Source organism: Bilophila wadsworthia ATCC 49260, from assembly GCF_000701705.1.
In the GTDB taxonomy this organism is placed as follows: Bacteria; Desulfobacterota; Desulfovibrionia; order Desulfovibrionales; family Desulfovibrionaceae; genus Bilophila; species Bilophila wadsworthia.
In genome coordinates this window covers 1-14,635 of sequence record NZ_JNJP01000002.1, presented here as the reverse complement: position 1 = coordinate 14,635, position 14,635 = coordinate 1, and the positions used below count along the sequence as shown (strand labels likewise).

The 14,635-nt window shown below is 57.9% G+C and carries 9 protein-coding genes; 4 read left to right on the top strand and 5 right to left on the bottom strand.

Going from position 1 to position 14,635, the window contains the following annotated elements:
* Positions 1 to 53: 53 nt before the first annotated feature.
* Positions 54 to 944, top strand: a complete 891-nt coding sequence (locus T370_RS0101280) for a pyridoxamine kinase (protein ID WP_029434469.1) — start codon at positions 54 to 56, stop codon at positions 942 to 944.
* Between the two features lie 170 nt (positions 945 to 1,114).
* Here the strand turns inward: T370_RS0101280 and T370_RS0101275 are convergent, their stop codons facing one another.
* The 3 genes from T370_RS0101275 to T370_RS0101265 all read right to left on the bottom strand — a co-directional run bounded on the left by T370_RS0101275 (position 1,115) and on the right by T370_RS0101265 (position 4,319).
* A complete protein-coding gene (locus tag T370_RS0101275) occupies positions 1,115 to 2,023 on the bottom strand; it encodes an AEC family transporter (RefSeq protein WP_029434468.1) in 909 nt (302 codons plus the stop codon).
* A 255-nt stretch (positions 2,024 to 2,278) separates the two neighbouring features.
* A complete protein-coding gene (lpdA, locus tag T370_RS0101270) occupies positions 2,279 to 3,685 on the bottom strand; it encodes a dihydrolipoyl dehydrogenase (RefSeq protein ID WP_005024313.1) in 1,407 nt (468 codons plus the stop codon).
* A 223-nt stretch (positions 3,686 to 3,908) separates the two neighbouring features.
* Positions 3,909 to 4,319 carry an OsmC family protein gene (locus T370_RS0101265; protein WP_029434467.1) on the bottom strand — a complete coding sequence of 137 codons (411 nt, stop codon included), beginning with the start codon at positions 4,317 to 4,319 and terminating at the stop codon, positions 3,909 to 3,911.
* 201 nt (positions 4,320 to 4,520) lie between these two features.
* On the opposite strand from T370_RS0101265, the gene T370_RS0101260 reads away from it, so the two are divergent.
* Entirely contained in the window at positions 4,521 to 5,681 is a 1,161-nt protein-coding gene (locus tag T370_RS0101260) for a sensor domain-containing diguanylate cyclase (RefSeq protein WP_016360914.1), read from the top strand.
* Between the two features lie 123 nt (positions 5,682 to 5,804).
* Here T370_RS0101260 and T370_RS0101255 read toward each other — a convergent pair whose 3' ends face one another.
* The gene (locus tag T370_RS0101255) at positions 5,805 to 6,005 is read right to left on the bottom strand and encodes a hypothetical protein (protein ID WP_005024319.1); all 201 of its coding nucleotides are present in this window, start codon (positions 6,003 to 6,005) and stop codon (positions 5,805 to 5,807) included.
* A gap of 878 nt (positions 6,006 to 6,883) precedes the next feature.
* Positions 6,884 to 9,286, bottom strand: a complete 2,403-nt coding sequence (locus tag T370_RS0101250; RefSeq protein WP_029434466.1) for a PAS domain-containing hybrid sensor histidine kinase/response regulator — start codon at positions 9,284 to 9,286, stop codon at positions 6,884 to 6,886.
* 652 nt (positions 9,287 to 9,938) lie between these two features.
* Between T370_RS0101250 and T370_RS0101245 the strand changes: the two genes are divergently transcribed.
* Together T370_RS0101245 and T370_RS0101240 are read left to right on the top strand one after the other, a co-directional pair.
* Entirely contained in the window at positions 9,939 to 10,703 is a 765-nt protein-coding gene (locus T370_RS0101245) for a hypothetical protein (RefSeq protein WP_029434465.1), read from the top strand.
* 118 nt (positions 10,704 to 10,821) lie between these two features.
* Positions 10,822 to 14,571: a nitrate reductase subunit alpha gene (locus T370_RS0101240; RefSeq protein ID WP_029434464.1), complete on the top strand. Its 3,750-nt coding sequence runs from the start codon at positions 10,822 to 10,824 to the stop codon at positions 14,569 to 14,571.
* The last annotated feature ends 64 nt before the right edge of the window (positions 14,572 to 14,635 follow it).

The following is a 14,635-nucleotide window of genomic DNA, read 5'->3' as shown; positions in this document are numbered from 1 at the left end:
CGCAGTTGGAACATCCACCACGAAAAGTCATCTTGAGAAAGTTGGAAAAAACAATGCGCAATCCCATTCCCAGAGTGGCGGCTATCCACGATCTCGCCGGGTTCGCCCGGACGTCCCTGACGGCGGCCATCCCGATCCTGTCCAGCATGGGCATTCAGGCCACGCCCCTGCCCACAGCCATCCTGTCCACGCAGACGGTGGGCTATAACGATTTTACGCTGCTCGACCTGACGGACGACATGGTCCGCATCCTTGATCACTGGGAGCGCCTCGAGCTGCGCTTTGACGGCGTGTACTCCGGCTTCATGGCGTCCACGGCGCAGATGGATTCGGCGGCGCGGTGCATCCGGAATTGCCTCGCTCCCGGCGGCCTGGCTGTGGTCGATCCCGTGCTCGGGGATGACGGCAAGCTGATCCCGACCATGACCCCGGAGATGGTGGCGAAAATGCGCTGGCTCATCACCTGCGCGGACCTGATCACTCCGAATTTCACCGAAGTCTGCCTGCTCCTTGACGAGCCTTACAGCCCGGAAGCGGATCTGCCCACGCTCAAGGGCTGGCTGCGCCGCCTCGCCGAAAACGGCCCCAAGACGGTTGTGGCGACGAGCGTGCCGCTTGCGGACGGGCAGGCCTCGCGTAAGCCCGAATGCACTTCCGTCCTCGCCTACGAACGGGATGAGGACCGTTTCTGGCGCGTGGACTGTTCCTATATTCCGGCATATTACCCCGGAACGGGCGATGTGTTCGCCAGTGTGCTGACGGGGAGCCTCCTGCAGGGCGACAGCCTCGCCATTGCGCTTGACCGGGCCGTGCAATTCGTCACCTTGGGCATCCGGGCCACCTTTGGGCAGGGCCTCCCCAACCGGGAGGGGATTTTGCTTGAGCGCATCCTTGATACCCTGCGCGCGCCTCTCGGGTCGTATATGTGCCGCCTCGTAGACTAGCGGGTTCACGGCGGACAGACGCGGCATTCCGGTTTCCGGGTGCCGCTTTTTTTGTGCACGGCTACAATATTCCCATAATCTTTTTATTATGTAAATTTTATTGCCGAACCCATCAACCCTGCCTCATGCACCAAACATCCAACACCCCACAAAACAAAAACCGCCGCGCGCTAGAGGTAGACGAGCAGGATGGTCATGGCGATGGTGCTCAGGAGGATGGACAGGGAACAGATGTTGCCCGCCATGATCACGTCGCCCTTGAGCTTCATGGTGAAGATGAGGGCCAGCGAAGAGGAAGGGGCCAGGGCGATGACGGCCATAGCCTGCCGGATTTCAAGCGAGAAGGGCAGATAACGGTAGAAGAGGAATGCCAGCACGGCTGAGAGCGCATAGCGGACTGTGATGTGTTTGATGAGGCACCGGAAGCTCTTGCTGTCCATTTGCAGATTGATGTTCACGCCGATCATGAGCATACAGAGGAACGCGTTGGCGTCCCCGGCGATCTTGGTGAAGATGATCACGGGATGCGGCAGGGCGAGGTGCAGGAACGCCATGACGATCATGATCAGATAGATGCAGAAAGGGATGGACGAAAAGACGTTGCGCAGGAAACTCTTGATGGACAGATGCTGTGAGGCGTCGGTAACGCTGTTGGCGAGCGCGTAGGTACCGCCCGTGCACATGATCGCGTTCCCGGCGTCGAACAGGCAGGTGGCCAGGAACCCTGTGGGAGGCAGGAACCCGGCGACGAAAGGCATGGCGAACGTGCCGATGTTGTAGCCCGAAAGGTTGAGCATGGAAAAGGCGCGTTCCTGCCGGGCCTTGCCGTAGGTCATCCCGTAGCCGGTGGCGACCATGAGGACGTTGCAGAGCGCGCCCAGAGCGACGAGCCAGAGCATTTCGGAAGTCACGGGCACGCCGTTGATGCTGGTTATGATGATGCACGGCAGAGTGATGTAGAACACGATGCCGGAAAGCACGCGGAACGTCTCCGCCTTCAGGATGGACAAACGGCGGAGCAGGTAGCCGAGCATGATGAAGGTGATGAACGAAAGAACTTTGAACAGTGCCTCTTCCATGAAAAATCCCCTTTCTGCACCAGCCCGCGGGATCGCGTTTCAAAGGGCAATCCTCCGGCGGTGTGGTGTTCCCATGTACGGGGCGAACCTATTATACCCACTCTCCGTTCCTGTATACTCCCCCCTCCGTACGGCGCGGAAGGCCGTCCCGCCGGGTCTATCCGAAGGGGCGGCACACAAAAAGGCAGCCGCACCCGGAGAAGAAAGGGGTGCGGCTGCCTTCAGGCTTGTGCCGGCGGCAGGATCGGAGGAGGGCTATACCAGCGAACCAGCAGCCTCGTAGATCCCTTCGGAAAGGGTGGGGTGGGCGTGGATGGTTTCGAAGAGATCGCGGGCTGTGCAGCCACGCTGGATGGCGAGGGTGGCTTCGGCGATCAGATCGGAAGCGTGGGCTCCGGCGATGTGCGCTCCGAGGAGCTTGCCGCTGCCTTCTTCAACGACGAGCTTGAACAGCCCGGCGAGTTCGCCCATGGCCTGCGCCTTGCCGAGCTCGCGGAACTGGAACACCGAAGTTTTCACGGCGAACCCCTGTTGTTTGGCTTGCGCTTCGGAGAGCCCCACATCCCCGATTTCCGGGGCGGTGAAGATGGCGGAGGGCACCACATCATAGCGCTGCGCCTTCCTGTCTTCGGGATGCAGGATGTTGTGCACGGCGGTATGGGCTTCCGCGACGGCCATGTGCGCCAGCATGATGCGGCGTGGCCCGATAACGTCGCCGATGGCGTACACGCCCGGCACCGAGGTTTCCAGAAAGTCGTCGGCTTCGATCCAGCCCCGGGCATCGACCTTGACCCCGGCGGCGTCGAGCCCGAGGCCGTCCGTATGCGGCACGCGGCCCACGGTGACGCACACCGCGTCGGCCTCAAGCGTGCGCGGGGCGGGCGGGTTGGCCACCTCCACGAACGGAGACGCGCCGATCTCCACGGAGACGCCTGTCCCGGTGGGCGTTGTGGCGGTCACCGTGCGGGCCAGTTCCACGGCGATGCCCTTCTTTTTCATTTCGCGCTGCAACAGGCGGCTGATTTCCTCATCCACTGAGGGCAGGGGCAGTACGCGGTTTTGGCCTTCCACGACCGTCACCTTGGAGCCGAACGCCCGGTAGATGAACGCCAGCTCGCAGCCGATGACCCCGCCGCCCACGATGATCAGGCTGGGCGGTACGGCTTGCAGTTCCAGCGCGTCATCACTTGACAGCACGCGGGCGTGATCGACGGGCAGGGCGGGCAATTCCAGCGGCGAGGAACCCGTGGCGATGATCACGTTGTCGCTTTCGACCTCTTCCGTGCCCTCCGCCGTGGTTACGCGCACCAGCTTCGCGCTCACGAGTTCGGCCTTGCCGTAGACGACGCGGACTTTGAGCTGGGCGCACGTTTTTTCAAGGCCGGTCTGCAGCGTGGCTGTGACCTTGCGCTTGCGGTTCACGATGGCGGGCATGTCCGCCTTGAGCGCGCATTCTCCGGTGATGCCGAATTCCGCCAGCCGTCCGCTCATTTCCAGCACGTCGGCGGACGAGCGCAGGGTTTTGGTGGGGATGCAGCCCGTGTGCAGGCACGTGCCCCCGAGTTTCGCCCGTTCCACGAGCGTCACTTCTACCCCGGCCTTCGCCGCCGCAAACGCCGCCGAATAGCCTCCAGGCCCGGCCCCGATGATGGTCAGTTTCATATCGCCTCCTCAAAAGGTGCTGCTTGATGCGCTTCCAGCCGGGACGAGTCCCCGCTTCCTGCCAGTGGGAATTCTTTAGGAGAAACCAGCGGAGGATGCAAGGCCGATCAGCCGATACTCTGGCGAAATACGTTTTTTATGCGCTTTGAAATAACGATTTTTTCAGAAAAAAACGATTTTTCTTTTCTTCTAAATAGAACAGTGATTTTTCGGCAGATGAGGGCTAGCGCTTCCAGTGGAACGTGAATACCTGTTCGACGTCGGGGTGCAGGCTCAGATGAACCGGGCAGGTATGGGCGGCGCGTTCGATCATGGTTTTCTGTTTGTCGGTGTATTCGCGGTCGGGCATGGTGAAAACGACTTCAAGCTTGCCGATGCGCCGGGGGTTCGCGCTCATGGTTTTGGTGACTTCGATGCTGGTTCCGGTCACGTCCACATCGTGCATTTTGCCGTAAATGCCGATGATGGTCATGGCGCAGCTGGCCAGCGCCGTGGCGCAGAGATCCGTGGGCGAAAAACCTTCGCCCTTGCCGTTGTTGTCCACGGGGGCGTCGGTGATGAGGCGCGCGCCGCTGGCGGCGTGAACGGATTCGACACGAAGGTCGCCAAGATACGTTGCGGTAATGGTAGCCATGCCAAACTCCTTTTTCATGGACTGTACCGGAAACTCCCGCAAGAGCCTACCCCCCCGTTATGCCTTGCCTGTAGAGTCCCGTTTCCGCCCATATGGTTTGAAGTGCGGTGCGTTTTATTGACAACCTCTGTGATTTCCACCATTGTTAAAACAGATACCGAGTCTTCCCGCACTGATGAGTGCCTTTTTAGGGGATGGAGGATGGCTTTGCTCGGAAAAACAGACTGGTATAGCGCCGAAAAGAAAATCATCCTGACGATCGCGTTGGCTATCCTGATCGCTTCTGTATCGGTCTTCGCCATTCTGTATCTGATGATGAGCCACGCCTTGCAGGAGGATATCCGGGCACGTGCGCGCGTGGTGAATGCCTATGCCGAATCCCATTTGAATCTTGAGGGATTCGTCCACATCAATACGCTTAAGGACATGCGGCGGGACACCTATCAGGACATGCAGTCCATGCTGGATAATATCCGGCAGATCGCCAATGTCCGGTATCTCTACACCGCCAAGTTCAATGACCGGGGCCAGCCCATGTATCTGGTGGACGGCCTACCGCCGAATTCTTCGGATTTCCGCAGCCCGGGCGACCTCATTGAACAAGACATCGTCCCCATGTTGAACCGTTGCCTGTCCGGCGAACTCATCGAATCGGATGGTGTGCTGAATACCGAATGGGGCGCGATCTTCCTGACGTGTATGCCCGCCTATACCATTGGCGAGGCGGAGCCCATCGGGGCCGTGGTTATGGAGTTCAACGCTGACGTCATCTACAAAAGCAAGCTTCGGGCCATGCTGTACAGCGGGGCGCTGGCCTTGGTGATCGTGGGAGGCTGCACCTTTATTACGATGCTCTGCCTGCGTCGTCTGGCCACGCCTTTTTATAAGAAGCTCGCCTACACGGACATGCTTACCGGCATCGGCAACCGCACCGCCTTTGAACTGGAACTGAAGAATCTGGAAAAGAGGCTTCCCCACCCGTTTACCATCGTCGCGTATGATCTGAACTACATGAAACGGATCAACGATACCTACGGTCATGCGGCGGGGGATGCCTATCTCCGGCGTATGGCCCACCTGCTGATGCGCGAGGAGCCGGTAAGACGGGGGCTTTCATTCCGTATCGGAGGGGATGAATTTGTGACGCTGTTTGAGGGCGAGGAGGAGGAAACCCTGTTGCGGGAGCTAGAGGTGTTCCACATGGCGGGGGCACAGGCCGAAGTCAATGGGGAGCCCGTCACTTTCGCCTATGGGGTCGCCTCGTATGATCCCGCCCTCGATAAGGGCAGTTTGCACAATACCCTGAGCCGGGCCGATGCTCTCATGTATCGCTTTAAGAAAGCCGCTAGGGGAGAAAGCTGAGAACCGGTAAAGACCGGGCAATAGCTTGAAAACCTTACAGAACGCCGCCCTTCCCGGATTTCGGGACAGGGCGGCGTTTGTATTTGGACGGTTTCCTTCATGGAAAGGAAACCGGATAGAGGCTTAGTGCTGTACGGTCGACTCGGGTTCATTGAGCATGTCAGCCATGCCAAAGCGGAATTGGCTCACGGCGGAGGCACAGTCGTTTTCAAGTCTCTGAATGTTCTTGCCCGCTCCGGCCTTGAAGCCTTCACGGTAGGCGCTGGTCATCAGATGGATGAAAATGTCGAGATCGAGTACAATAGGTTCTTTTTTATCTTTCATCGTCACATCCTGGTTGTTGTGTATGGTATGAGCATACTGTAAGTGCGGAAAACAGATCGTCTATTATCTTTCATCATGATAATCAATAGGATATGCCATATAGAAGAACATCAGCACTTGCGCTGACGGTCTCACGGCTGACCGTGCGGGACGCTGGCCGGAGCATCCTTCCCCCAATGCATGTCGGTCTGATCGCTTTTTCCCGTTTCCGTCTGAGGGAATTGGCTGTTCGGATGGTTTGGGGAGCTCCGTCGTATTGGCTGGCTTCCTCTAGTACGATGTGACGCGCAATGCTATGATAAAAAGAGTTTCCGGGCAAAAAAATGCTGAATACCTAGTTTGGGGCGCATACCTTTTTTCCTTTTCATAAGAAAAATGCGAGATAGCTTTCCGGCCAGCAACCCCTGGCGTCCTCGTTTTTTCGGAAAAGCACTGCTCCTGTTTGCGCGTTTCCCGTTACGGCAAGCCCCGGAATAGGGTCTTACGGGAGAAGCCAGCGGGAGAGACAAGGCCACAGCCGCCCTAAAAGCTGTAGCGGATAAATAAGGTATACCGGGAAAAACGGCGTATTGAAGGCAAACGCGGAGAGGCCCCCTGGTCTGGACTGGGAGGGCCTTCTTCATGAAACGACACCGTGTCCGTGGATTCCAGCACGGTACGGATGTCCCCGCTCGGTCGGCCCCGTTGGGTATAGGCTCCGCGATTGAATCGAAGGAGAAGAAACTGGTGCCCGCGCAGAGGCTCACCGCCTGCAATCATCTGAAACGATACGATTGCCAAGGAGTTTTCGGGCGGTTCTTTGCTGGCAGGATTTCGCCTCGGCTGTTATATGAGGACAAAGCCTTTACAGCATCGGCGCTGACAAGAGGGCGTCCGTATCAGGCCCGCTTGTCTTTTATCTGCCGCAGGGTCGTGAACAGGGCCGGGATATCCACCGGCTTTGAAATATGGGCGTTCATCCCCGATTCCAGTGATTTTTCCACGTCATCTTCGAAGGCATCGGCCGACATGGCTATGATGGGTATCCTCTCCGCATCATCATGTGCCAGAGAACGGATGCGCCGGGTGGCCTCAAGGCCGTCCATGATCGGCATTTGGATATCCATGAGGATGGCAAGGTAATATCCGGCTTCGCTGCCGCGGAATTTCTCCACGGCCTCTTGGCCGTTCCGGGCCGTGTCCACTTGCAGTTTACGCGTGGTCAGGAGGGTCACCGCGATTTCCAGGTTGAGAGCATTGTCTTCCACCAGCAGCACGCGTTCGCCGTCGAACCCCTCCTCTGGATTCGCGTCGCACGCAAGGGGCCTGTCCTGCGTCAGGGAAAGCAAAAGATCGTATAATGTCGAAGCGAACAGCGGTTTTTGCAGGAATACGTCGGCTCCTGCCTCAAGGGCTTTCACCTTGATCGCGCTCCAGTCGTAGGCCGCAACAGCGATGACCGGCCCGTTCTCCTCAACGCTTTTCCGTATTTGCCGGATCAATGCGTCGGAGGCTGGCCGGGCGTTTCCCCAGTCCACCAGTACGATTATATCGGATTCGCCCTGCCGTACCGCCGCATCCAGCCGCTCCAGTGCCATATCGCCGGAAGCGAAGCCCTCAGCGGCCACTCCGAACCGGAACAAGAGCGAGCAGGTGTATTCGAGCTCTTCGGCATCAGCATCGACGACAAGAGCCTTAAGGTGCCGGAAACGTTCCTCCAATGAAACCGGGGCCTGCGCCTCGTCGTTTTCCAGCCAGACACGGGCGACGAACGTGCTGCCTTTGCCGGGAGCGCTGTCCACCTCGATGCCGCCGTTCATCATGCGGGCATACTTTTCGGCGATGGACAAACCGAGCCCGGAACCGCCCTGATTGCTCCTTTGCTGCGAATCCTGCTCAAACGGCTCGAATATTTTCTTGAGGAAAGACTTTTCCATGCCGATACCGGTATCCGTGACGGTAAAGACGAGTTCCGATGCCTTGTTTGAGCGTTTATCCTCCTGTACCGAAAGCAGTACGCTGCCGCCCGGTTCCGTAAACTTGATCGCATTGCCGAGCAGGTTGATGAGGATCTGGTTCAGTTTGAGCTCATCCCCCGCATAGGCTTCAGCCAGGTTCCGCCCAAGCAGGACCTGAAAGCGTACCTGTTTTTTTTCGGCCTGGCCATAAAACATGGCGGCGAGGTTTCGTGTGAATGCCGCAAAGTCGAAGGCTTTTTTCTTTAATATCGCTTTCCCGCTCTCGATTTTGGACATATCCAAGATATCGTTGATGAGCGCGAGCAGAAATCTGGCGGAGTTTTCCACTTTATCCAGACAGTCCCGCACCCGATCGGGGTCATCCCACGATTCTTTGGCGATGGAGAGCATCCCCATGATCGCGTTCATGGGGGTGCGTATGTCGTGGGACATGCGCGAGAGAAAATCGGACTTGGCCCGGTTGGCCCGTTCCGCCATTTCCAGGGCGTTGCGCAGCAGCTCCGAACGCTCCTCCAGCTTCTTCTGGAGTACCTTCTGCTCGGTGATATCCGTGATGTCAATGTAGATGAAGAGGTACACGGGATCGCCCTGTATGACGTCGATGCAGTCCCCGTTGAGCTGCAACCATGCGTCATCGTTTTGTAACGTCTTCGCTTGAACGGTGAAATGCACCGGCTTGCCTTCCCGCATGGCCGGGTAGTGTTCGTTCAGGGCCTGCTGGTTGCGCGCGGAATCCCAGTTGACCAAAGAGTACGTGGCATCGCCCGCCGCCAGCGCACCGAAAAAGTCGATGAAGCGGTCATTGGCATCAAGGAAGGTAAAGCGTTCCTGAGCACATCCCGCCCGGATTTGGAATTTGGCTATAAAACCGGGCAGATTGTCATAGGTGATGCTTTTTTCCGTCTGTGCCTGTACGAGATCCGTGATATCGGTGAACACGCTGTAGATAACAGGGATACCGTCCACCGTCTCTTTCGTAAAAGTCCCGACGACTTTGATCCATATACGGCTGCCGCCCTTCACGGGCATCGGGCAAACAAACTCATAAGACGGTTCGCCATGTTTCAGAGCCGTTTTGATGAATTTCCCCATGGTTTCATAGACGTCGGGAAAGGCTGAATAATACTCGCTGACATGGTTATGGAAGGTTGCTTCATACTCTTCGCGGCCATACCCCGTTTTTTCATAAAAAAAATCGTTGGCCCAGATCACTGTAAAATAGGGATCAAGCAAATGTTTCCCCACGCTGACGTGCATGGAACTCATCAGCATGTTGTATTCATGGGTAATCCGGTCAGGCTGTTTTAATGCATCATATTCCATGAATAGATCTCCTCAATGAACTCTCAAAACAGCCTTGTGTTTTGCGTATGCTTTTTTGATGGAAAAAAATACGTTGCCAATATAAAACAGGTTTCATATCAAGCACATGATATGCATTATTCTTTATTATAATTTACTACTATGCAATACCTCTGAGGATGTGTCAAACTGTGCCGCATTTGACCGTTATGGGGAAAATATTTCCTGATCAAAAAATCGTTTTTATACATAAAAATTTTGTTAAAATAAAAATAATCAAGTGCTAATTATGTACATTTGCCTAAAAATGTTTATCGCAAATAAAAAAAAGAATTCTGAATATATCTTTTTTGAACAACCGATATATCCGATCAAAAGGTCCCAAATCTTCCGCTTGTTGGGGTAGAGCCAAGGAGGTAATTTGTTTTATTCGCTATATCGTAATGGCAGCCCTGAACACGGCTCACCTCTGACATGGACATGTCGGTACTGCCTCCCGGAGAACCCGTCGCCGGAGCATCTATTTTTAACGATATACAGATACTTTTTTTGTCAGAGCAAAAAAACAATTGTCCTCCTCTGAGGCATGCTTTGAAAAAAAACTACCAAGTGCTAAAAGGGCTGCGTGGATTTTCTGTCCAGGTTCAGGAATCGCATCCCAGAAAAGGCATCTATGAAGTTCGATCCGGAAAGCGCTTTGCACCTATTGCTGGAACAAGCCCTCAAAAATGTTACACTGGACGGGTACGCGTCGTTTTTGGCGACGTTTTTCGTCCAGTTTATGCCCGTGGCCTCGCTGGTCGTCAGGGAATTCGATACCAACCACATTACGCAACTCGCGCACTATGCTGTTAATAAGACAGTCTTTTCTCCTCCCAGAGTAGTGACTATCCCTGATGCGCTCGTCTATGAACTGTACCTTGATCCCGATTGTTCGGGAGATAAATACAAAGCCAGTATCCTTTCCTCAAAAGACGGCACATCCCGCACCCGTGTTTTCACGATGTTGCATATGGCGGAGGAGACTTCCATCTTCTTTCCCCTGCTCGTCGACGATAGCTTCCTGCACTGTTTTTATATTTCCATCTCGGCGATAGGCAAAAACAAATACACGGAAGAGCATCTTCAGATTTGCGAGAGCCTTCGCATCCCTTTGGCGAACGCCCTCACGGTTCTTTTGCAGAGGAGAAGCGAGTCGCCGCTTTCCGCGTTTCCGCCTCTTGCCGCCGGGCAAACGTTCAATGGAGCGGAGGCCCCCTCCATGATGCTGGAGGAAGTGACGACTTCATACATCCATCATGTCCTCGCATACACGCGGGGCAGGGTCAGCGGCCCGCGCGGCGCCGCCAGAATACTGGGGATTCCAGCCAGTACCCTTGTCTCCAAGCTTCGCAAGCTCGGCGTAAACCCCAAAGCCTATTTCAAGGCCGGGGACTGAGCCCTACGGAGCCGCCGCCGCATGGTTCTACGGCGCTGGCCGCTGTATGATACTCATTGCAAGTGGAGGCCCTCCTTCTACAATCTTCTGAAAAGACACGATTGTCCAAGGAGGCTTCATGCGTTTCCTCAACTCTCGAACGCTCAGGTACTTCGGCCAGCGGGCCAGAGAACTGGCTCACAATTTCGAGAATGCCCACCATCCTTATGAAGAGCGGCAGGGCGGCCGTTCGTGGGAAGACTACTATCGGCGGCGCTGGCAGCACGACAAGGTGGTGCGTTCCACCCACGGGGTCAACTGTACGGGGTCCTGTTCTTTCGATGTGTTCGTCAAGGACGGGATCATCGTGTGGGAGGCCCAAAAGACCGACTATCCCACGCCTCACCCCGATTTCCCCGACTACGAGCCTCGCGGCTGCCCTCGCGGCGTCTCGGCCTCGTGGTACGTCTACAGCCCGTTGCGCGTGAAGTATCCGTATATCCGCGGCAAGCTGCTCGAAATGTGGAAAGCCGCGAAACAGGCCAACAACAACGATCCCGTAGCCGCTTGGGAGGCCATCCAGTCCGATCCGGCCAAGCGCAAGGTCTACCAGCAGGCGCGGGGGAAGGGCGGTTTTGTCCGCTTCTCGTGGGATGAGGCGTCCGAGATCATCGCAGCCTCGCTCATTTCCACCATCAAAAAACATGGCCCGGACCGTATTTTCGGCTTCACGCCGCTGCCCGCCATGTCCATGACCAGCTTCGCATCCGGGGCGCGGTTCCTGTCCATGCTCGGCGCGAGTATGGTCAGCTTCTATGACTGGTACTGCGACCTGCCCCCGGCCTCCCCGCAGATTTGGGGCGAGCAGACAGACGTGCCCGAGAGCGCGGACTGGTACAACGCGGGCTACATCATCTCGTGGGGTTCCAACCTGCCTCAGACCCGCACGCCGGACGCCCACTTCTATGTCGAGGCCCGGTATCGGGGCACTAAAATTGCCGCGATTTCCCCGGACTACGCCGACTTCACCAAGTTCGCCGACCATTGGCTGCCCGTACGCGCGGGTACGGACGGCGCACTGGCCATGGCGATGGACCATGTCGTCCTGAAAGAATTTTATCTCGATCGTCGCGTGCCGTATTTTGAGGATTACGCCAAGCGCTTCACGGACCTGCCGTTCCTGCTGTTCCTCGATGAAGAGGAACGGGACGGCGAAACCGTGCTTACGCCGGGCCGCTGCGTACGCGCTTCGGATCTGGGGCTCGGCGGCAACAACCCGGAATGGAAATTTGTGATCCACGACCGTACCCGCAAGGGCCCGGCCGTGCCCAACGGCTCCATCGGGTCCCGTTACGGCGAAGAAGGGACCTGGAACCTTGAGATGCGCGACTGCTACGACCGCGCCGATCTCGATCCGGTCCTCAGTTATGCGGATCTCGGCGATGAGACGGAATGGAAGCTTGCCGCGTTCCCCGTCTTTTTTGAAGGCCAGCCGTCCCTTCGCAAGGGGGCCGTCCCGGTGCGCCGTCTGGCCGTCACCGGCGCGGACGGCAAACAGCAGGAACGCCTCGTCACCACGGTGTTCGACATCCTCGCGGCAAGCCTCGCCATCGATCGCGGGCACGGCGGGGATGTGGCGTCCGGTTACGAAGACGCTCGGGCCTACGCCACTCCCGCATGGCAGGAGGCTATCACAGGCGTCCCCGCCGAGGATATGATCCGCGTGGCCCGGGAATTCGCGGACAACGCCGAGCGCACGGGCGGGCGTTCCATGATCATCATGGGTGCGGGCGTCAACCACTGGTACAACAACGACGTGACCTACCGGGCCATGATTTCCCTGACCACGCTCTGCGGCTGTCAGGGCGTATCCGGCGGGGGCTGGGCGCACTACGTGGGGCAGGAGAAGGTACGCCCGCTGGCGGGTTGGACCACCGTGACCGTGGGCAGCGACTGGATGGGGCCGCCGCGCCTGCACAACGGAACATCGTTCTATTATTTCGCGCTCGATTCGTGGCGTCACGAGCTTCTCAGCATGGACAAGCTCACGCCGCCAGACCGCAAGGGGAGCCTCCCCGACCATCCGGCGGACTGCAACGCCCTTGCCGTGCGGCTCGGCTGGCTGCCGTTCTACCCGCAGTTCAAGGAAAATTCCCTCGAAACCTGCGAAAAGGCGGCCAAGGCCGGGGCGGCTTCCAATGAGGAGATCGTGGCCCATACCCTCGAACGCCTCAAGTCCGGGGATCTCGAGCTGTCCGTGGACGCGCCAGACGATCCCGCCAACGTGCCCCGCGTCATGGTCTTTTGGCGTGCCAATCCGCTTGGCTCCAACGTCAAGGGGCATGAATACTTCCTCAAGTATCTGCTCGGCACCGAAAGTTCCTTCCTCGGCGAGGAGGCCCGCCAGCCTGAAACCATCCGCACCACGCCCGAGCCGGATTCCCCGGAAGGCGTGGGCGGCGGCAAGCTGGACCTCATGGTGACGTCCGAAATCCGCATGAGCACGACATGCGTCTATTCCGACATCGTGCTCCCGGCGGCGCACTGGTACGAATACCACGACCTGTCCTCGACGGACATGCATCCGTTCATCCATCCCTTCAATCCGGCGACCGACCCCGCGTGGGAAGCCCGGACCAACTGGGATCAGTTCAAGGCCATCGCCCAGAAGTTCTCCGAACTGGCGGGCAAGCATCTCGGCGTCCGCAAGGACATGGTGGCGACGGCGCTCCTGCACGACACCCCCGGCGAGATAGGCCAGCCCTTCGGCGAGGTCCGAGACTGGCGCAGGGGCGACGCGGAACCCGTACCCGGCAAGACGATGTTTAATCTCAAGGTCGTGGAGCGGCCCTATCCCGACATCTACAAGATGTACTCCGCGCTCGGCCCCAACGTCGCCAAGCCCGGCGGCGTGGGCGCGAAGGGTGTGTCGTGGTCGTGCGCGCCGGAATACGAACAGCTTAAGGCGCGTCTCGGCGTGGTTTCCGAGCCGGGCGTCAGCGAAGGTATGCCCCGCATCGACAACGCCAAGGACGCCTGTGAAATCATGCTGGCCCTGTCCCCGGAAAGCAATGGCGATGTGGGGGTGCGCTCGTGGGCCGGGCTGGAAAAGCAGACCGGTTTCAAGCTCAACGATCTTTCCCGCCCGGTGCAGGATCAGCATTTGACCTTTGAGGGCATCACGGCCCGTCCCACAAAGGGTTTCACCAGCCCGAACTGGAGCGGCATTGAAGTCCACGGCCGGACCTACGCGCCCTTCGAATTGAACGTGCAGCGGCTGGTGCCGTTCCACACGCTCACGGGGCGCCAGCACTTCTACATGGATCACGAATGGATGCGCGGCCTCGGCGAGTCCCTGCCCGTGTACCGTCCGCCGCTGTCCCTCGCGGCCATAGGCGAGATCTCCGGACCGCGCATTCCGCGAACGGACAAGGATCTGGTGCTCAACTTCCTGTCGCCGCACAGCAAGTGGTCGATCCATTCCTCCTATTCGGACAACCACATCATGCGCGAGTTGTCCCGTGGCGGTGGGGAGATCTGGCTGAACAACGACGATGCGGCCTCTGCGGGCATTGCCGACAACGACTGGCTGGAGTGTTTCAACGCGAACGGCGTGTTCATGGGCCGCGCGGTGGTGAGCCATCGTATCCCGCATGGCAAGACATACATCCATCATGCGCAGGAGCGTACCGTCAACGTGCCGCTTTCGCCGCTTTCCGGAACGCGCGGCGGCACGCACAACAGCCTCACCCGGCCTCTCGTCAAGCCGACCCAGATGATCGGCGGGTACGGGCAGCTTTCCTATTTCTTCAACTACTACGGTCCGACCGGCTGTCAGCGCGACGAGTTCGTCGTCGTGCGGAAGGTGCAGGGGGATGTGAGGTTTTGAAGATTGGGGAGGGGGGAGGGAACCCCTTCTTCAGAAGGGCTTCCCTCCCCCCTCCCCAAACCCC